Below are 18,419 nucleotides of genomic sequence, written 5' to 3' on the forward strand. Positions count from 1 at the left end.
GGGAGGGTCCATGCGCGCGCTGCGGGTGATCACCTCGGCCTTCCTGGTGCTCCTGGGGTCGATGATGATGGTGGTGTGGGCGCTCGCCGTGAACACCGTCGCCAGCATCGAGGACGGCAGCGCCGCGGACCAGCTCACGGCGCGCGTGCTCGAGTCGCCCGCGACCGCGGACCTGGTCGCGGACCAGGTCCAGCGGATGCTCGAGGAGCGGATCGAGGGACAGGTCGGCGGCATCGCCCTGGAGCTCCTCGACGAGGAGATCCGCGAGCTCGTCGTGAGCGTCGTCGGCTCGGACCTCGTGACAGGCGCGTTGAGCGCCGGGGCGGATCGCGTCCAGAATCGCCTGTTCGACGAGGTCTCGGACCCCGAGCGCACGCCCGGCCCGTTCGTGATCGCGGTCGACCTGGGAGAGCGGGTCAACGGCCGCATCGACGAGGTGCCGGTCGTCGGCCCGCTGATCCCCGACATCGATCTCCCCGAGTACGAGGTCGAGGTGATCGACGCGGCGACCTTCGAGGACGTGCGCACCGGCTACTCCGCGCTCACGTTCGCCGCGACGTGGTTCGTGTGGATCGGGCTGGCGCTCATCGTCGGCGGCATCGCCGCCGCACCACGCTGGCGGTGGTTCCTTCCTCGCGCTCTCGTGGGCGCGGGCGCGCTCGGTCTCGCGATCGCGTTCGCGCTGGGTGCCGTCGGGCCGAGCACGCTCGCCTCCTTCATGCCCGGCGGGGCCGACGGCGGCGCGGGCGTGCTCGTGGAGGACGTGGTCGCGACGACCGCGCTCGGCCCGATCGTCGACGTCCTGATGGTCCTCGGGATCGTCGCGCTCGGCATCGCGGCGCTGTTCTGGCTGCTCGTGCGCTTCGTCCCGGCGTTGCGCGATCGCGAGCCGTCCTCGCGCGGGCCGGAGGTCGAGCCGGAGGCGGACACTCTCGAGCTCGAGGAGTACGACGGTGCCGACGGCGAGCACGCTGACACCCGAGCGCCCTGACACCCGAGCGCCCTGACACCCGAGCGGCCAGACGGCACGTGTGACGGCGGCACCGACCGCCGCGCGTCAGCCGAGGAGCCGGCTGAGGTGGCGCGACTCGAGGGCGTGCACCGCCTGCGCCGCGCCTGCCTCCAGCACGTCGGACGGCTCCGCTCCGGCGAGCGACGCGACCAGCGCCCCGGCGCAGAAGGCGTCTCCGGCACCGTTGGTGTCGACGATGTCCGCACGCCTCGCTGACGCCGACGCGGTGCGCCCGTCCGCCATGCGCACGGAGGCGCCTGCGGCGCCGCGCGTCCTGATGACGAGCTCGGCTCCCGCGGCGAGGAGCGAGGCGTCCACGGCCGCGTGGTCGCCGGCGCCGTCGTCCGAGAGCACGATGGCGCGCGCCGCGCGCGCGAACGCGGAGTGGAAGGCCTCGCGGCCGTCCCAGTCGTGCAGATCGGTCCAGACGGGAACCCCCAGCTCAGCGAGTCCGTCGAGCGTCGCCGCCCCGAGCGCGGACAGGTCGGCGACCACCGCATCGGCGCCGCGGGCGCACTCGAGAGCGGTCGCGACGGCCTCGGCGCCGGGCTCCGAGGGGGTCCGCGTGTAGAGGGACACGCGTTGTCCCGCGGCCGTCATGAGGTTGGTGTGGGACTCGGTGCGGTCCGCGGCCACCGCCTCGACGTCAAGGCCCGTCGCCGCGAGCGCGGTGCGGACGCGGTCACCGTCCGCGTCGGAGGCGAGCGGCGTCACCAAGGTGACGTCGACGCCGAAGTCGAGAAGATGCAGCGCCTTTCCCGCGGACGTGCCGCCGACGGTCCACCACGCGTCCACGGCCGCCTGCATGTGTGGGTGCGGCTCTGGGAGGGCGTCGAGCACCACGATGTGGTTCCAGCTCGAGGGGCCGATCACCACGACGCGCGGCGCGCTGCCCATGTCAGCCTTCGCGGGGGGCCCGCGGCGCGGCCGTGGACTTGCGCACCACGAGCTCGTACGGCAGCTCCTCGTTGGCGGGCTCGGAGGAGTCGCCGTCGAGCTCGTGGAGCACGCGCTCGACGGCTCGTCGGCCCTGCACCTCCGGGAACTGATCGACCGTGGTGAGCGCGAAGAAGTCCGCGAGGTCGTGGCCGTCGATGCCGACCACCGACAGGTCCCCGGGGACCTCCTTGCCGAGGTCGCGCGCGGCGAGGATCGCGCCGATCGCCATCTCGTCCGAGGCGGCGAAGATCGCGGTCGGGTGGACTCGCGGATCGCCGAGCAGCTGCAGCGTCGCGTCGTAGCCGCCCGCGATGGTGAAGTCGGCTGACCTCACGAGCAGCGGGTCGGCCTCGACCCCGGACTCGGCGAGCGCCTCCTCGTAGCCGGCGCGACGCGTCGCGGGCAGATGGAAGTCGAGCTCGAAGTCCGGGTCTCCGGCGATGTGCGCGATGTGGCGGTGCCCGAGCGACAGCAGGTGGTCCGTCGCGAGACGCGCGATGGCGTGGTCGTCGATCGACAGGGTCGGGACTCCCGGCAGCGGTCCGCCGACGCACACGACCGGCTTGCCGAGGCCGCGCATGCTGTCGAGCTCGGCGGCGTCGAGCTCGAGGCTCACCGCGATGAGCGCGTCGACGCGCTTGCGGCGCAGGAACTCCTCGAAGAGGCGACGCCTGCGCGGGTTCGCCTGCGCGGGCAGGTCCATGCCGAGGTTGGCGTCGAGGTGGTACAGCGTGAGGTCGTACCCGGCGTCCAGCAGCGCGTGCTGGGCGCCGCTGAGCACCTTCATGTAGAACCAGGTGTCGAGCAGCGGAGTGACGACGCCGATGTTGCGCGTGCGTCCCGAGGCGAGGCTCGACGCGCTGGCGGACACGACGTAGCCGAGCTCCTTGGCGGCCTTCTCGACCCGCGCGCGGGTGGTGGGGGAGACGGAGGGCTTGCCCGCGAGGGCGCGCGAGACCGTCGCCGTGGACACGCCGGCGAGCTCCGCGACCTTCTGGATCTTCGCCATCGTCTCCTCCTCGAGCGCCGTGGCTAGAGGACCATCCAGACGCAGGTGTCTGCCGGAATGCTATCGGTCACGGGCGCGGACGCGACGATGACCTCGCCGGACGGCAACGGGAAGTCCGCCCCATCGACGTTCGCCAGCACGGTGATGTCGCCGACCCGGAGCCCCAGTACTCCCTCCGGCGTCTCGAGCCAGGTCAGCTCGGCCGCAGCGAGGCCGTGCCCGCGGCGCAGGCGCAGGGCCTCCGAGTACATGGTGAGCGTGGAGGTGGCCACGCCCTCCTGGGCGTCGCGCGCGAACCGCGCCCACTCCTCGGGCTGCGGGAGCCAGGTGTGGCCGGTGGGCGAGAAGCCGTGCGCGGGCGCGTCCGCCTCCCACGGCAGCGGCACTCGGCAGCCATCGCGTCCGTAGCGCTCGCCCTCGGTGCGGTGCCACGTGGGGTCCTGGCGCGCCTCGTCAGGGATGTGGATCGCCTCGGGCAGCCCCAGCTCCTCGCCCTGGTAGATGTACGCGGAGCCGGGCAGCGCGAGCATCAGCAGGGTCGCGGCACGGCCGCGCTGGAGGCCGACCACGGGGTCGGGCAGGCCCGCGGAGCGGGGGCCGATGCCGTGGCCCTGAGGGTTCTCCGCGGACAGGGCCATGCGGCTCGCGTGGCGCACCACGTCGTGGTTGGACAGCACCCAGGTCGAGGGTGCGCCCACCGCGCCGAACTCGGCGATCGACTCGTCGATGACCGCGCGCAGGTCCGCGGCGTGCCAGTCCGTCGAGAGGTAGGAGAAGTTGAAGGCCTGGTGCATCTCGTCGGGCCGCACCCACCGCGCCATGAGGGATAGCGGCGACACCCAGGCCTCGGCGGCGAGGATCCGCTCGCCGGGGTAGGCGTCGACGACGCGGCGCCAGCGCCGCCAGATCGCGTGCACGCCGTCCTGCGCCCACCACGGCGGGATGGGGCCGGCGCCGCCGCCCATCGAGTCGCCGTCGTCCTCGGCGATGAAGTCGGGCAGGCCCTCGGCCTTGATGAGGCCGTGGGCGACGTCGACGCGGAAGCCGTCGACGCCCCGGTCGAGCCAGAAGCGCAGCACCCGGTCGAACTCGACCAGGACCTCGTCGTTGGCCCAGTTGAGGTCCGGCTGGGAGGTGTCGAAGAGGTGCAGGTACCACTGTCCGGGGGTGCCGTCGGGCTCGGTCAGGCGGGTCCACGCGGGACCGCCGAAGATCGACTGCCAGTTGTTGGGCGGCTCGTCGCCGCCCGCTCCGCGGCCGTCGCGGAACACGTAGCGATCGCGCTCCAGGCTTCCCGGCGCCGATGCGCGCGCTGCCTGGAACCAGGCGTGGGCGTCGGAGGTGTGGTTGGGGACGATGTCGACGATGACGCGCAGGCCCAGCTCGTGGGCGCGGGCCGTCATCGCGTCGAAGTCCTCGATCGTGCCGAAGAGGGGGTCGACGTCGGTGAAGTCCGCGACGTCGTAGCCGGCATCCTTCTGCGGGCTCGTGTAGAACGGCGACAGCCAGATGGCGTCCACCCCCAGGGCGGCGAGGCTATCGAGACGCGCCGTGATGCCGGCGAGGTCGCCGATGCCGTCCCCAGACGCATCGGCGAACGAGCGCGGGTAGATCTGGTAGATGACGGCGGTGCGCCACCACTCGGATCGGGTCGCGTCGGACGTGGGGGCAGCGGTGGCGTGGGCGTCGCTGACGACGGTGGCGCTCATGGGGACGGGGATCCTCTCGGCGGGTGCCGCGCGGACCGTCCCCTTCGGGCGCGGCAGCCGGCGGCGACGGCGGGTGCGCTCGCGTGTGCGAGAGCCCCAATGTAAACGCTTGCACCGCTCGGTTCAAGTCGGTCGGCGCGCCGTCACGTCGGTCGCCCTGTCGCCGCGTCGGCGCGTGGCGTGTGCGGGCTCGCACGGCCCGGCGCGTCGCGGACTGCGCGCCGCCGCGTGGGTCGGCACGGTCGAGCGATCGGAGCCGACGTGGCGAGGACGTCGCGAACGGCCCCTCGTCAGCGCGTCAAGCGTCGAGGATCCAGGCGGTGGCGTTGGGCGGCAGGGTGCCGTCGAGCGCCTCGGAGGAGACGATCACGCGGCCGGCGGGGAGCGCTGCAGCTTCCGTGGACATGTTGCACGCCACGGTGACATCGCCGATCCGCGCGACGAGCACGTCGTCCGTGCCCGAGACCCAGGTCAGCGGGGCCGCGGCGAGGCCGTGCTCGCGCCGCGCAGCGAGCGCCGCTCGGTACATCTCGAGGGAGCTGCCGGGATCGCCCTCCTGGCGGTCGCGAGCGAACTCGCCCCACCACGACGGCTGAGGGAGCCAGGCCTCGCCCGTCGGCGAGAAGCCGCACGCGGGGGCGTCGGCCTCCCAGGGGATCGGCACGCGGCAGCCGTCGCGTCCGTAGCGCTCGCCCGCGGTGCGGTGGAAGGTGGGGTCCTGGCGGCGGTCGGCGGGGATGTCGAGCACCTCGGGCAGGCCCAGCTCCTCTCCCTGGAACAGGTAGGCCGAGCCCGGCAGCCCGAGCATGAGCAGCGTCGCGGCGCGGCCTCGGGCACGCGCGACCTCGGGGCGCGGCAGGCCGGGGGAGTCGGGGCCGATGCCCACGCCTTGGGGATTGGGAGCCGTCAGAGCGAGGCGGCTGGGGTGGCGCACGACGTCGTGGTTGGACAGCACCCACGTCGCCGGAGCGCCCACGGAGGAGAAGGCCTCGAGCGAGTCGTCGATGACCTCCTTGACGGCTGTCCCGTCCCACGGCGTCATGAGGTACGGGAAGTTGAAGGCCTGGTGCATCTCGTCGGGACGCACCCAGGCGGCCATGCGCGACAGCGGCTCCACCCAGGCCTCGGCGGTGAGGATGCGGTCGCCGTCGTAATCGTCGACGACTGCTCGCCAGCGGCGCCAGATGTCGTGCACGCCGTCCTGCGCCCACGCGGGGTGGCCCATCTGCGCCGCGCCCATCGAGTCGATCAGCTCGTCGATGACGAAGTCGGGAAGGTCGGGGTGCTTCGCGAGGCCATGGGCGACGTCGACGCGGAAGCCGTCGACGCCCCGGTCGAGCCAGAAGCGCAGCACGCGGTCGAACTCTGCACGCACCTCCTCGTTGGTCCAGTCCACGTCGGGCTGGGAGGAGTCGAACAGGTGGAGGTACCACTGTCCGGGGGTGCCGTCGGGCTCCGTCAGGCGCGTCCACGCCGAGCCGCCGAACACGGACTCCCAGTTGTTGGGGGGCTGCTCGCCGTTCGGGCCGCGGCCGTCGCGGAAGATGTAGCGCGCGCGCTCGACGCTTCCCGGCGCCGATGCGCGCGCGGCCTGGAACCACGCGTGGGCGTCGGACGTGTGGTTGGGGACGATGTCGACGATGACGCGCAGGCCCAGCTCGTGGGCCTTCGAGGCCATCGCGTCGAAGTCCTCGAGGGTGCCGAACAGGGGGTCGACGTCGGTGAAGTCCGCGACGTCGTAGCCCGCGTCCTTTTGAGGCGACCGGTAGAACGGGGACAGCCAGATCGCGTCCACGCCGAGGGCTGCGAGGCTGTCGAGCCGTGCCGTGACGCCGGCGAGGTCCCCGATGCCGTCGCCGGACGCGTCAGCGAACGAGCGCGGGTAGATCTGGTAGATGACGGCGGTGCGCCACCATTCTGTCGTCGTCGAGGCAGCCATGCCTGCCATCCTAAGCACGTCGAGCGGCACGGAGCGCGCGGGGGTCGGGCCGCCTGCGGCGCGCTCGGGGAGGTGGGGCCACACGGGCTCGGCGGCGGTCACCGCCGAGCCCGGCCGTCGTGGCGTCAGCCCTAGTGCGCGACCGGTACGGGTGCATCGGCCGCCCTCAGGGCGACCTTGTTGACCTTCCCGGCGGCGTTGCGCGGCAGGGCCTCGACCACGACCACGTCCTTGGGCTGCTTGAAGCGCGCGAGCTTGTCTCCCAGCCACTCGTGCAGCTCGGCCACGTCGAGGGAGGTGCCCTCGCGGAGGACGACCGCCGCCACGGGCACCTCGCCCCACCTGTCGTCGGCGCGCCCGTACACGGCGGCCTCGACCACGGACGGGTGGGCGAACAACGCGTTCTCCACCTCGGCGCAATAGACGTTCTCGCCGCCCGAGATGATCATGTCCTTGAGGCGGTCGACCACCCACACGAACCCGTCCTCGTCCTGACGGACGAGGTCGCCCGAGTGGAACCACCCGCCCTCGAAGGCCTCCGCTGTCTCAGCAGGCTTGCGCCAGTAGCCCTGCATGAGGCTTGGGCCGCGGTAGATGATCTCGCCCACCTGCCCCGGCTCGACGTCCTTCATCGACGCATCCACGATGCGCGCCTGCACGGTGGGGACGGGGCGACCCACGGAGCCGAGCTTGGTGAACGAGTCCTCGCCGCTGAGCGCGCAGGTGATCGGGGACATCTCGGTCTGGCCGAAGACCGCGACGTTCAGCGCTCCAGGGAAGGTCTCGGACATCGTGCGCAGCAGGGTGTCCGATGCCGGGGCCGCGCCCCACGCGATGATGCGCAGGGGAAGGTTGCGCTCGCGCACGCCCGGGACGGCGCAGATGACCTGCCACTGCTGAGGCACGTTGAACACGACGGTCGCCTGCTCCTCCTCCCACGCGTCGATGAGCGCGACGGGGTCGAACGCGCCGAGCGGGTGGATGACCGTCGGGATGCCCACGACGAAGTTCGGCGCGATCGAGCCGAGCCCGGCGATGTGGAACAGCGGGGCCGTCATGAAGGCGATGTCGTCCTCGGTGATGATGCCGTTCGCGCGGATGCACGTCAGCGCCTGCGCGGCGATGTTGCCGTGGTCGAGCACGGCGCCCTTGGGCTTTCCCGTGGTCCCGGACGTGTACATGATCAGGCAGGGCGTGGACTCCGGCACGTCGGGTGCCTCGAAGCCGTCGAGCGGCTCTGCGAGCAGCGACGCGATCGACTCCTGGCCCTCGCCGGCCTCGCCGAACACGATCACCCGCTTGATGCGGTCCGTGGCCTGGGACGCGGCCGCGATGAGCGGCGCGAGCGGCTGGTCGACCATGACGATGTCCGCGTCCGCGTCGTCGATGATGTACGCGAGCTCGACGGGGGACAGCCGGATGTTCATGGGGACCGCCATGGCGCCGAGTCGGTTGATCGCGAACACGGACTCGACCACCAACGGGTGGTTGAGGGTCAGCATGAGCACGCGGTCGCCGAACCCGACACCGCGGCGCTGCAGCGCCGCCGCGATCGTGTCCATGTGCGACGCGGCCTCGCTCCAGGTCGTCACGGTGCCCTGGAACTTGAACGCTGGGGCTCCGGGCTTCATCTCCGCCTGGGTCAGCACCTGGTTCATCCAGTGGTTGCGGCGGACGGCGGGGGGGATGACGGGGGTCTCGCTGCTCATGACATGCACCTCTTCGTACGTCGAGCTCCGACGGGAGGGCCTCATTGCCCTTCCCGCCCACGGTGGTCGACCGGCGGCGCCGGCCGATGCTCCATATGTTACTCACGATTCACAAAATCGCGCCAGCGATTGTCGCGAGAGTCGCAGAGCATTAGGGTGACTGACGTGAGTGAGGCGACGGCGTCTGCGCCGGTGAGGCGCCGGCCGCGCGATCGACGAGAGACGATCGAGGCGGCCGCTGGTGTCGCGTTCGCCCAGCGTGGGTACCACATGGTGTCGATGCAGGACGTCGCCGAGTCCGTCGGGATCACGGCGGCGGCGCTCTACCGCCACTTCGACACCAAGTACGACCTGTTCCGTGGCGTGGTCATGGGGCTCGCGACGCGCCTCGAGGCCTCGGCGGTCGCGGTCCACGAGCCTGAGGACCCCGACGAGGCGTCCGCGCGCGCCGACCTCGACGCCGTGATCGAGGCGATCACGGCCGCGACGGTGTCGATGCGTGCCGCAGGCGGCATCTATCGGTGGGAGAGCCGCTACCTCGAGTCCGACGATCGCCTCGCGCTGCGCGAGTCCTTCGCCAGCCTGCGGCGCCGGCTCGCGGGCCCGGTGGGCGTGCTCCGTCCGGACCTGGACGAGGCGACGCTCGACCTCGCGTGCCTGGCGGCTCTGAGCGTCATCGCCTCGGTCACCCTACATCGCGTCGCCGTGTCCCCCGGGCAGCTGCGCTCCCTCGTGCACGATGCCGCGATCCGCGTCCTCGAGCGCGTCCGCGGACCGGTGCCGGAGCCGGCTCCGGCGCCGGACACGGCCGAGGCGGCACCGACGCCGCGCCGCCGCAAGCCACAGTTGGCGCACGCGAGCATCGCGCTGTTCGCGGAGCGCGGGTACCACGACGTGTCGATCGAGGAGGTGGCCACCGCCGTCGGCCTCACGCCGTCGGGCGTCTACCGTCACTTCAGCGGGAAGGCCGACATCCTCCTCGACGCGTGCGCGCGCGCCTCGACGGTGCTCGAGCAGGCTGCGGGCGACGCCCTCGCCGCGCCCGATGCGCGCGACGGGCTGCACGCGCTCGCCGCGGCGTACATCGGCTTCGCCGTCGACGATCGCGCGCTCATGGAGGTCTACACCGCAGACGTGGGCGCGCTCGATGACGAAGATCAGAAGCGCCTGCGCCGCCTCCAGCGTGCCCACGTCGACGACTGGGTGGACCTGCTCGGTCGCGTCCGGACGGACCTCGACCAGCGCGAGCTGCGCGTGCTCGTCCACGCGGGCTTCACCGCCGTCGCCGACCTGAGCGTCGCGCTGCGCCACAGCACCGGCGCCGATGCGCGCGCCTGGATCGCGCCGGTGCTCGACGCCGTGCTCGGCGTCGGGGCGCCCGCCGCGGACTAGGCACGCCCGCGTGCCGTCGTCACCCCTCGTGGGGTGCGCTCGGCAGGCGCCCCCAGCCTGCGCATCGGCGCTGCAGAAGGCACGGCCGCCGCGTGGAGGGCTCCCTCACGCGGCGGCCGGGGTCGAGATCGCTACTTCGAACGACCGTGCAGCATCGGGATCATCTTGGCCGCGGTGTGGATGTCCTTCTCGGAGCGATCCATCGTCAGGAGGTTCAGCGCCGCCTTGCGGGTCTGGCGTGCGATCGACTTGACCGTCGAGAACTCGCGCAGCCCGTCGGCTCCATGGATGCGACCGAAGCCTGAGTCCTTCACGCCGCCGAAGGGCAGGGCCGCGACGCCCGCGAACCCCAGCACCGAGTTGATGGTGACGGCGCCGGCCTGCAGCCGTGCGGCGGCACGCTCGCCCGCTCGCCTGTCCTTGGTGAACACGGCCGCGCCGAGCCCGTAGCGAGAGGCGTTGGCGCGATCGACGGCCTCGTCGAGCGAGGCGACGGGATTGATGACGACGAGGGGGCCGAAGGTCTCCTCCTGCATGGCCTCCGCCGACTCGGGCACGTCCACGGCGACGACCGGGGAGATCACGCGGCCGTCGATGCTGGCGGGGCCGCCGAGCACCAGGGTGCCGGACTCGCTCGCGCTGTCGACGTGGCGCCGGACGACGTCGACCTGGGTCGGCAGCGTCATGGGGCCGTACTGGGCGTCGTCGCCGGTGGTGCGCAGTCGCGACGCGCGCTCGACGACCTTGGTCACGAGGGCGTCGTGGATGGAGGACACCGCGTAGACACGCTCGACTCCCACGCACGTCTGGCCCGCGTTTCCCATGCCGCCGAACACGATGAAGCTCGCGGCCGCGTCGAGGTCTGCGTCGGCGGCGACCAGCAGCGCGTCCTTGCCGCCGCACTCCGCCACGATGGGCGTCAGGCGCTCCGCGGCTGCCGCCATCACCTTCTTCGCGGTGGCGGTGGAGCCGGTGAACGCGATCTTGTCGACGTCGGCCGCGACGAGCGCGGCTCCGGTGGCGCGGTCGCCGGTCGCGGCGACGAGCACATCGTGCCCGACCGCCTCGGCCCAGCGCTCGGCCAGCCACGCGGCAGGCCCAGGCGCGAGCTCGCTCGGCTTGAAGACCACGGCGTTGCCGGCGGCGAGCGCGTACGAGATCGAGCCCATCGGCGTGTAGAGCGGGTAGTTCCACGGGCCGATGACACCCACCACGCCGTACGGCTCGTAGCCCACGGTGGCGTGCTGGTTGTAGTTGATGAGCCCTGCCTTGACCTTGCGTCGCTTGAGGACCCGCTTCGCGTTCTTGGCCGCCCAGTCGAGGTGGCCCAGCGTCAGCATGACCTCGAGGACGGCGTCGCCGTGCGGCTTGCCGGTCTCCGAGGCGATGAGCGTCGCGAGCTCGTCCGCCTGCTGGGCGATGCGCGACTTCCACCGCAGCAGGTGCGCCTTGCGGCCATCGAAGCCCTGGCCGTTCCACCAGCGGGCGCCGGCACGGGCGCGCGCGACGATGGCGTCCACGTCGCCGGGCGTGGCGACCGGGTAGCTGGCGACGGGGGAGCCGTCGTGGGGGTTGCGGGTGGTGACCTGCGTCTGCGGCGAGGCCTGCTCCATCAGCGTCATCGTGCTGTCTCCTACTCCTCGTTGAGTGGATTTTTGTGAATGACGAGTCACATCCTATGGCGGAGGCGAGTCGCTTGCAGTAGAAATTCTAATCTGGTTTAGAATGAGGAGGATGAGCGACACGGCCACGACGCCGCCGACGTCAAAATCGGCTCAGACCCGCCAGCGGATCCTCGACGCCGCAGCGGAGGTGCTGTCGCGCAAGGGCTACGCGGGCACCCGGCTCGGCGACGTGGCGGCCGTCGCGGGCGTCCAGGCCCCCGCCATCTACTACTACTTCGGCTCCCGCGACGAGCTCGTCGAGGAGGTCATGTGGGTGGGTGCGCACCGCGTGCGCCTGCACGTCGAGGAGGTCCTCGCCGCGGTGCCCGAAGGCGCGACGTACATGGACCGCATGATGGTCGCCGTCGACGCGCATCTCCGCTTTGAGCTGCAGCTGTCCGACTACGCGACGGCTTCGATCCGCAACGCCGGCCACGTGCCGGAGCAGCTCCGCGTCCGGCCCGCGGCGGAGGAGGCGCTCTACAGCCGCCTCTGGCGCGACCTGTTCGTCGCCGCCCAGCAGGCGGGGGAGATCCGAGCAGACCTCGACATCAACGTGTTCCGTCTCCTGCTGCTCGGCGCGATGAACTGGGTGGTCGAGTGGTGGAACCCGCGCACCCGCTCGCTCGACGAGCTCGTGGCGACCGCGCAGGCGATGGTCAGGCACGGCGCGGGCCAACCCTGAGCCCGCCGCGGCGGCGCGATGCGAGCTCGCCACGCGGTCGCGGTGGTGCCGGTGAGCCCGGCCCCGCCGCTGCGCCGGCCCGGCGCCGGCGGTCCTATCGCGAGGCTCAGGTGCGCCGGCCCGGGATGCGGGCCACCAGTCGGCCGAGGGACCCTCGCACGAGTCCGACGAGGCCGTAGGGCAGGAAGAACGCGAACAGGATCAGCACCACGCCGTAGGTGGCGCCCGTCGCGGCGGCGCTGATGTCGGAGGTCAGCGTCGGGACGTACTGGACGAACAGCGCGCCGAGCACGGCACCTGGCACCGATGCGAGGCCGCCGACCACGATGAGGGTCACGAAGGAGATCGACAGCGCAAGGTTGAAGTTCTCGGGCCCCACGAACTCCAGCAGCATGGCGTAGAGCCCGCCTGCCACGCCGGCGTACGCCGCGGACGTCGCGAAGAGCCGCGTCTTGGTCTGCCAGACGTTCACTCCCAGCGTCTCGGCGACGAGCTCGGCATCGCGCACGGCCACGAAGGAGCGGCCGAGCCGGCCCTTCGCGAGGCGGCGGGTGATGACGTACGCCACCGCGGCAAGCGCGAGCGCGAGGTAGTAGACCCACTGGTCGTGCGCGAGGGGCATCCACGAGGGCGGGTCGCCGTCGATGCTGATGCCTCGGCTCCCGTGCGTCAGCGGCTCGAGCGCGCGAATGGCCGCGGGAGTGGCCATCGCGAGCGCGAGGGTCACCAGACCCAGCTGCAGGCCATGCAGCCGCAGCGCCGGAAGGCCCACGACATAGCCCACGACGAAGGGCACCACGGCTGCCGCGAGCAGCGACAGGCCCTGGCCCCACCCGGCCTCGCCGCCGACGGCGACGGCGTAGGCGCCGATCGCGAAGAACGCGGAGTGACCGAGCGACACCTGGCCGCCGAAGCCGACGAGCAGGTTGAGCCCGAGGCCGACGATGGTCCAGATCATCACGAGGGTCACGGTCAGGTTGATGTAGCTGGGATTGACGAGTGGCACGGCGACGAGCGCCGCGGCGCCGACGACCACCGACGTGATCGCGAGCCACCGGGGCGGGGACAGGGGCGCGCGGGGGCGCCGCAGCCACGCCGCGACGGACTCGCGCCGGGGTGCCTCGCCCCGTGCCTTGGGGGCTGCCGTCACGTCCGTGCTCATACCCGCACCACCTCCCGGCGTCCGAAGATCCCTTGAGGCCGCAGCAGCAGGACCCCGACGATGATGACGAGCGCGACCACCTGCTTGAAGTCGGAGCCGTGCGGCAGGTAGGTGCCCGCGAGGTTCTCGACGACGCCCACGACGATGCCTCCGACGAGGGCGCCCGGCGGCGAGTCGAGCCCGCCGAGGGTCGCCGCCGCGAACGCGTAGATGAGGACCGGCGCCATCATCCCCGGATGGAGGAACAGCTCCGGCGCGATGAGCGTGCCGGCCAGGGCTCCCACGCCGCCGGCGATGGCCCATCCGATCGACATGGTGCGTCCCGTCGAGATGCCCGACAGCTCGGCCGACTCCGGATTCGAGATGGCGGCGCGCATCCTGAGCCCCAACGGGGTGTACTCGAACAGGATGCCGAGCCCGATCGCCACGGCGAGGACGGTGAGCACGATGCCGACGTCCTGCCGCGACACCGCGACCCCAAGGAGGTCGATCGTGCCCGAACCGAACAGCGGCGGGACCTCCTTGGTCTGGTACGTCCAGGCCCAGCCGATGAGGGCGTTGATCGCGATCATGAGTCCCAACGTCACGATGATCAGCGGCAGCGCCTGGTGACGCTTGACCAGCGGCCGGACCAGCACCTTCTCGGCAGCGACGGACAGTACCGCGAGCGCTGCCATGGACACGATCACCGCGGCCCAGATCGGCACTCCCCAGGCGACCAGCTGCCACGATACGTAGGCGCCCAGCAGCGCGAGCTCCCCCTGAGCGAAGTTGAGCGTGCGCGACGCCCGGTAGACGAGGACGATCGCCAGCGCGAGGGCGCCGTAGATGGCGCCCGTCGCGACGCCGTCGGCCAGCTGTTGCAGGAGCATCGGTGATCCCTCTCAGACGCCGAGGTAGGCGCGTCGGACGTCGTCGTTGTCCCGGAGCTCGGCGGCGGGTCCCCGGATCGTGATGCGGCCGCTCTCCAGGATCACGGCCTGCTCGGCGATGCCGAGGGCGAGCTCCGCGTTCTGCTCGACCAGCAGCATGGCCGTGCCGGTCTCTGCGCACAGCTCGTCCAGAGTCGCGAAGAGCTCGACGGTGATCTTCGGCGCAAGGCCGAGCGACGGCTCGTCGAGCAGGAGCAGCCGCGGAGCCGACATGAGGGCGCGCGCGATCGCGAGCAGCTGTTGCTCGCCGCCGCTCAGCCCCGAGGCGGCGCGTGAGGCGCGCTCGCCCAGCCGAGGGAAGCGCTCGAGCCACCGGTCGGCATCGGCGAGCGCGGTGCGCCGCTGGCGCGTCGCGCCTCCGACGAGGAGGTTCTCGCGCACGGTCAGGTCTCCGAAGGTGCCGCGCCCCTGCGGAACGTGCGCGATGCCCGCCGCCGCGACGCGGTACGGCGGGGCGCCGACGAGCTCGGCGTCGCCCCACCGGATCGACCCGCTGACACGGCACAGGCCGGAGATCGTCCGCAGGATCGACGTCTTGCCCGCGCCGTTCGCTCCGAGGATCACCAGGCGGCCGCCCTCCGGCACCTCGAGCTCCACGTCGCGCAGCACGGTGACGGGCCCGTAGCCGGCCTCCGAGATCTCGACGGCGAGACGGCTCATGCCGCTCGCCCCAGGTATGCCGCGATCACCGCGGGGTCCTGCGCGACCTCGCGGGGATCCCCCTCGGCGATCAGCCTGCCGAAGTCGAGCACCGCGACGCGATCGCAGACAGACGTCACGAGCCCCATGTGGTGCTCGACGAGCAGGATCGCCGCGCCCCGCTCTGCGGCGAGGCGGCGCAGCGTCTCGCCGAGCTCGATCACCTCGCCGTGCACGAGGCCGTTCGCCGGCTCGTCGATGAGCAGCAGCCGAGGAGAGCCGAGCAGAGCCCGCGCGAGCTCGATCCGCTTGAGGGTGCCGAAGGGAAGCGTGCCGACGATGCGACCCGCGACCGAGGCGAGGTCGAGCTCCTCGAGCAGCGCGAGCGCGGCGGCGCGCGTCTCGTCCTCGGAGCGTCTGACGTGAGGAGCCGCGGCGGCGGTGGCCCACCAGCCCCCGCGGCTGGCGTGATACGCCCCGGCCATGACGTTCGCGAGGACCGTCTGGCTCTGGAGCAGCCCGATGTTCTGGAAGGTGCGGCCCACGCCGAGGCTTGCGATGCGATGGCGGGGGAGGCCGACGATGCGCTCGCCGGCCACGGTGATCGTGCCCGACTGCGGGCGGTAGAGCCCGCTGATGCAGTTGAACAGGCTGGTCTTGCCCGCCCCGTTGGGGCCGATGAGGCCGACGACCTCGCCGTCGCCCACCGCGAGGCTCGGGCCGTCGAGCGCCGTGAGGCCTCCGAAGGACAGGCGCACCTCGTGCACCTCGAGCAGCTTCGCCATCGTCGCTCCTTCGCGGACGTGTCGATGCGGGCCCTGGGCCGGGCTCCCGGCCCAGGGCGCCGCGGTCAGTTGACGGTGTACGTGCCCTCGGCGACGTCCCAGGTCTCGCCGTTGAACACCTGCACCTTGAGCTCGGTGAACACGTACGGGTAGTCGGGAGTCGTGGTGATCGGCACCGGGGCCAGGTCGAGCTCGACCGCATCGAACGACGTCGCCGAGGCGAGCAGGTCGGCGCGCGTGCAGCCCTGCATCCCTTGGAGCGCGAGCTCGAGCAGCTGGGCCGTCTGGTAGCCCGCCGCCGCGGGGGCGAAGGCGGCGTTCACCTCGTCGGGGTGCGCGGCCGCGAACGTCGTCCAGGCATCGAAGCCCGCGTCGCCGGCGAGCGACGGGTCGGTGATGTCCTTGGTGTAGGACACCGACACGGTGCCGTCGGCGGCGCCTTCGCCCGCGGGCTTGAGGAAGAACGTCGCGTCCGCCGCGGGGGCGTTGATGACGGTGGTGGCGTCCCACCCCAGCTCGAGCTTCTTCTTGAGCGACTGCGTCGCGAACGCGCCCACCGCCCAGTTGAGGAAGATGTCGGCGTCGGACGACGCGAGCGAGGTCACCTGGCTGTCCACCGACGCGCTCGCGAGCTCGTAGGGCTCGGACGCCACGATCTCGATGCCGGTGCCCTCGAAGGCGGCCTCGAAGCCGGCCACCACGCTCTCGCCGAAGTCGTCGTTCTGGTACAGGATGGCGGCCGTCGAGTCCGGGTGATTCTCGATGAGGTACTCCGCGAGCGCCTGCACCTCGAAGCCGTACTGGGGCATGAAGCCGATGGTCCACGGATCCGTCTCGTGGAGCGCGAGGATCGCGTCGGTACCCGTGCCCACGTAGAGGTTCGGCACCCCGGCCTCCTCGATGTAGGGAGCGACCGAGATCGCGGCGCCGGTCCCGAGCACGCCCGCGAGGGCGAACACCTGGTCCTGCTCGACGAGGGTGCGCACGTTGGCGGCCGTCTTCGCGGGGTCGTAGCCATCGTCGACCACGTTGACGGTGACCGTCCGCTTGATGCCGTCCGCGAACTCGAGCCCACCCGCGGCGTTGATGTCGTCGAAGTAGATCTGGAGCGTCTGACCGATCGCGCCGTACGCAGCGGCAGGGCCGGACAGCGGGATCGAGTTGCCGATCAGCACCTCGGTGTCCGTGAAGCCGGGGTCGCATGCCTCGAAGACCGGAGGCCCGCTCGCCTCCGCCGTGGCGGAGCCGGTGGTCTCGGGCTCCGCCGCGGGCGTCTCCTCGATGGCGTCCCGTCCCGCGCATCCGGCGAGCACGAGCGCGCCGAGTGCAAGGCCGGCCACGGTGCCGGGGCGGGTCAGGCGAGATGGGGTGGGTGTGGGCGTGGGCATGGTCGCTCCTCAGGTGAGTGCGTGCGGCGCCGTGCGTTCGCGCGCGGCCGCGGTCGGGTGAGCCGATGAGCGCGTTCCTTCACGGGTGCGCGCATCGTGATCGGGGGCGACGGGCTCGCCCTCCGTCGTGGTGCCGAGCGCGTGGTCATGCGGTGGCAAGGCGAGAGGACCGTTGGACGGTCGACTGCGATGGTTCATCGCCGCGCTCCTACTCCTCATTGAGCAGATAAGTGAATGGCAGTTCACAGACTAATGCGACGCTGAAGGTGACGCAAGGCTGTCGTCGCACCTGGATGTGATGTGGGACGGTGCAGAGGTTGCGACTTCGTGCCTGGTAGATCTACGATCGGCAACGGCGAGTCCAGGTTCAAGACAACGCGCCGTTATCAAAAAGTGATCCCGGATTCACGTAGGTGTGACTACGCGGAGCGGCGCCCACGGACGCGCGCTCGGTGGCTACGCGGGCAGGGGTGCGGCGTCCACCAGCGCCATGCGGCTGCGCAGCACGTCCTCGGCCTCGGCGACGATGCGCCGGACGACGTCGCCCGCCGGTGGGACGTCATGGATGAGCCCCTGGACGAGGCCCACCGTCCAGATCCCGGCGTCGAGGTCGCCATCCTCGAAGACCTTGCGGCCACGCGCGCCGGCGACCAGGGGTCGCACGTCCTCGAACTCGCCGCCCTCGGCGAGGATCTGGACCACCTCGTCGCTGACGGCGTTCTTCGCGACCCGCGCGGTGTTGCGCAACGACCGGAAGATGAGGTTGGTGTCGAGCTCGCTCGCCTCGACGATCCGGTCCTTGACCACCTGCGAGATCGGTGACTCCTGGGTGCACATGAAGCGAGAGCCCATGTTGATCCCGTCCGCGCCGAGGGCGAGCGCGGCGGCGAGGCCACGACCGTCGCCGAAGCCGCCGGACGCGATGAAGGGGATGGTCAGCTGGTCCGCAGCGGCGGGGATGAGCACGAGACCCGGGACGTCGTCCTCGCCGGGGTGTCCGGCGCACTCGAAGCCGTCGATCGAGACTGCGGTCACGCCCACCTTCTCCGCCTTGAGGGCGTGCCTCACGCTCGTGCACTTGTGGATCACTCGGACCCCGTGCTCATGGAACATCTCCATGTGGGGCTCCGGGTTCGAGCCGGCGGTCTCGACGATGGTCACCCCGGCATCCACGATCGCTCGACGGTACTCGTCGTACGGCGGCGGGTTGATCGAAGGCAGGATCGTCAGGTTCACGCCGAACGGCTTGTCCGTCAGCGTTCGCGCTCGCTCGATCTCCCTGACCAGATCCTGCGGTGTGGGCTGCGTGAGCGCGGTGATGATGCCGAGCCCGCCGGCCTCCGACACCGCCGCCGCGAGCTCGGCGCGACCCACCCACATCATCCCGCCCTGGACGATCGGGTGGTCGATCCCCAGCGCCTGCGTGAACCTCGTCGTGAGCATCGGAGCGCTCCC

The 18,419-nt window shown here is 71.6% G+C and carries 15 protein-coding genes; 3 read left to right on the forward strand and 12 right to left on the reverse strand.

The features are described from left to right. Positions 1 to 10: 10 nt before the first annotated feature. Positions 11 to 991, forward strand: coding sequence for a hypothetical protein (locus tag B7K25_RS00945; protein WP_084103380.1), 981 nt, complete (start codon positions 11 to 13; stop codon positions 989 to 991). 66 nt (positions 992 to 1,057) lie between these two features. Here B7K25_RS00945 and B7K25_RS00950 read toward each other — a convergent pair whose 3' ends face one another. From B7K25_RS00950 to B7K25_RS00970, 5 genes are all read right to left on the reverse strand, one after another. Continuing rightward, a complete protein-coding gene (locus B7K25_RS00950) occupies positions 1,058 to 1,909 on the reverse strand; it encodes a carbohydrate kinase family protein (protein ID WP_084103382.1) in 852 nt (283 codons plus the stop codon). A gap of 1 nt (position 1,910) precedes the next feature. Then, positions 1,911 to 2,960 (reverse strand): LacI family DNA-binding transcriptional regulator, encoded by a 1,050-nt coding sequence (locus B7K25_RS00955; RefSeq protein WP_084103384.1) that lies wholly within the window; start codon positions 2,958 to 2,960, stop codon positions 1,911 to 1,913. Positions 2,961 to 2,983: 23 nt separating this feature from the next. After that, complete coding sequence (locus B7K25_RS00960) at positions 2,984 to 4,669, reverse strand: glycoside hydrolase family 13 protein (protein WP_084103386.1); 1,686 nt, start codon at positions 4,667 to 4,669, stop codon at positions 2,984 to 2,986. A gap of 298 nt (positions 4,670 to 4,967) precedes the next feature. Continuing rightward, positions 4,968 to 6,617 carry an alpha-amylase family glycosyl hydrolase gene (locus B7K25_RS00965; RefSeq protein ID WP_084104477.1) on the reverse strand — a complete coding sequence of 550 codons (1,650 nt, stop codon included), beginning with the start codon at positions 6,615 to 6,617 and terminating at the stop codon, positions 4,968 to 4,970. A 122-nt stretch (positions 6,618 to 6,739) separates the two neighbouring features. Continuing rightward, positions 6,740 to 8,317, reverse strand: a complete 1,578-nt coding sequence (locus tag B7K25_RS00970) for a long-chain-fatty-acid--CoA ligase (protein ID WP_084103388.1) — start codon at positions 8,315 to 8,317, stop codon at positions 6,740 to 6,742. A 165-nt stretch (positions 8,318 to 8,482) separates the two neighbouring features. Between B7K25_RS00970 and B7K25_RS00975 the strand changes: the two genes are divergently transcribed. After that, complete coding sequence (locus B7K25_RS00975) at positions 8,483 to 9,709, forward strand: TetR/AcrR family transcriptional regulator (protein WP_159450077.1); 1,227 nt, start codon at positions 8,483 to 8,485, stop codon at positions 9,707 to 9,709. Positions 9,710 to 9,840: 131 nt separating this feature from the next. On the opposite strand, the gene B7K25_RS00980 is transcribed toward B7K25_RS00975, so the two are convergent. Then, entirely contained in the window at positions 9,841 to 11,331 is a 1,491-nt protein-coding gene (locus B7K25_RS00980) for an aldehyde dehydrogenase family protein (protein ID WP_144018789.1), read from the reverse strand. A gap of 112 nt (positions 11,332 to 11,443) precedes the next feature. Here B7K25_RS00980 and B7K25_RS00985 point away from each other — a divergent pair, with 112 nt between their 5' ends. Beyond that, positions 11,444 to 12,058, forward strand: coding sequence for a TetR/AcrR family transcriptional regulator (locus B7K25_RS00985; RefSeq protein ID WP_084103392.1), 615 nt, complete (start codon positions 11,444 to 11,446; stop codon positions 12,056 to 12,058). Between the two features lie 106 nt (positions 12,059 to 12,164). Here B7K25_RS00985 and B7K25_RS00990 read toward each other — a convergent pair whose 3' ends face one another. The 6 genes from B7K25_RS00990 to B7K25_RS01015 all read right to left on the reverse strand — a co-directional run bounded on the left by B7K25_RS00990 (position 12,165) and on the right by B7K25_RS01015 (position 18,407). After that, positions 12,165 to 13,220, reverse strand: coding sequence for a branched-chain amino acid ABC transporter permease (locus B7K25_RS00990; protein WP_084103394.1), 1,056 nt, complete (start codon positions 13,218 to 13,220; stop codon positions 12,165 to 12,167). Next, positions 13,217 to 14,092: a branched-chain amino acid ABC transporter permease gene (locus B7K25_RS00995; protein WP_084103396.1), complete on the reverse strand. Its 876-nt coding sequence runs from the start codon at positions 14,090 to 14,092 to the stop codon at positions 13,217 to 13,219. The genes B7K25_RS00990 and B7K25_RS00995 overlap by 4 nt, the downstream gene beginning before the upstream one ends. Positions 14,093 to 14,104: 12 nt before the next feature. After that, positions 14,105 to 14,812, reverse strand: a complete 708-nt coding sequence (locus tag B7K25_RS01000; protein WP_084103398.1) for an ABC transporter ATP-binding protein — start codon at positions 14,810 to 14,812, stop codon at positions 14,105 to 14,107. Next, positions 14,809 to 15,576 (reverse strand): ABC transporter ATP-binding protein, encoded by a 768-nt coding sequence (locus B7K25_RS01005; protein WP_084103400.1) that lies wholly within the window; start codon positions 15,574 to 15,576, stop codon positions 14,809 to 14,811. Before B7K25_RS01005 ends, B7K25_RS01000 begins: the two co-directional genes overlap by 4 nt. A gap of 65 nt (positions 15,577 to 15,641) precedes the next feature. Beyond that, positions 15,642 to 16,964: an ABC transporter substrate-binding protein gene (locus tag B7K25_RS01010; protein WP_084103402.1), complete on the reverse strand. Its 1,323-nt coding sequence runs from the start codon at positions 16,962 to 16,964 to the stop codon at positions 15,642 to 15,644. Between the two features lie 456 nt (positions 16,965 to 17,420). Next, positions 17,421 to 18,407 carry a nitronate monooxygenase family protein gene (locus B7K25_RS01015; protein ID WP_084103404.1) on the reverse strand — a complete coding sequence of 329 codons (987 nt, stop codon included), beginning with the start codon at positions 18,405 to 18,407 and terminating at the stop codon, positions 17,421 to 17,423. Positions 18,408 to 18,419: the final 12 nt, after the last annotated feature.

This window comes from Demequina sp. NBRC 110056 (assembly GCF_002090155.1).
GTDB lineage: Bacteria > Actinomycetota > Actinomycetes > Actinomycetales > Demequinaceae > Demequina.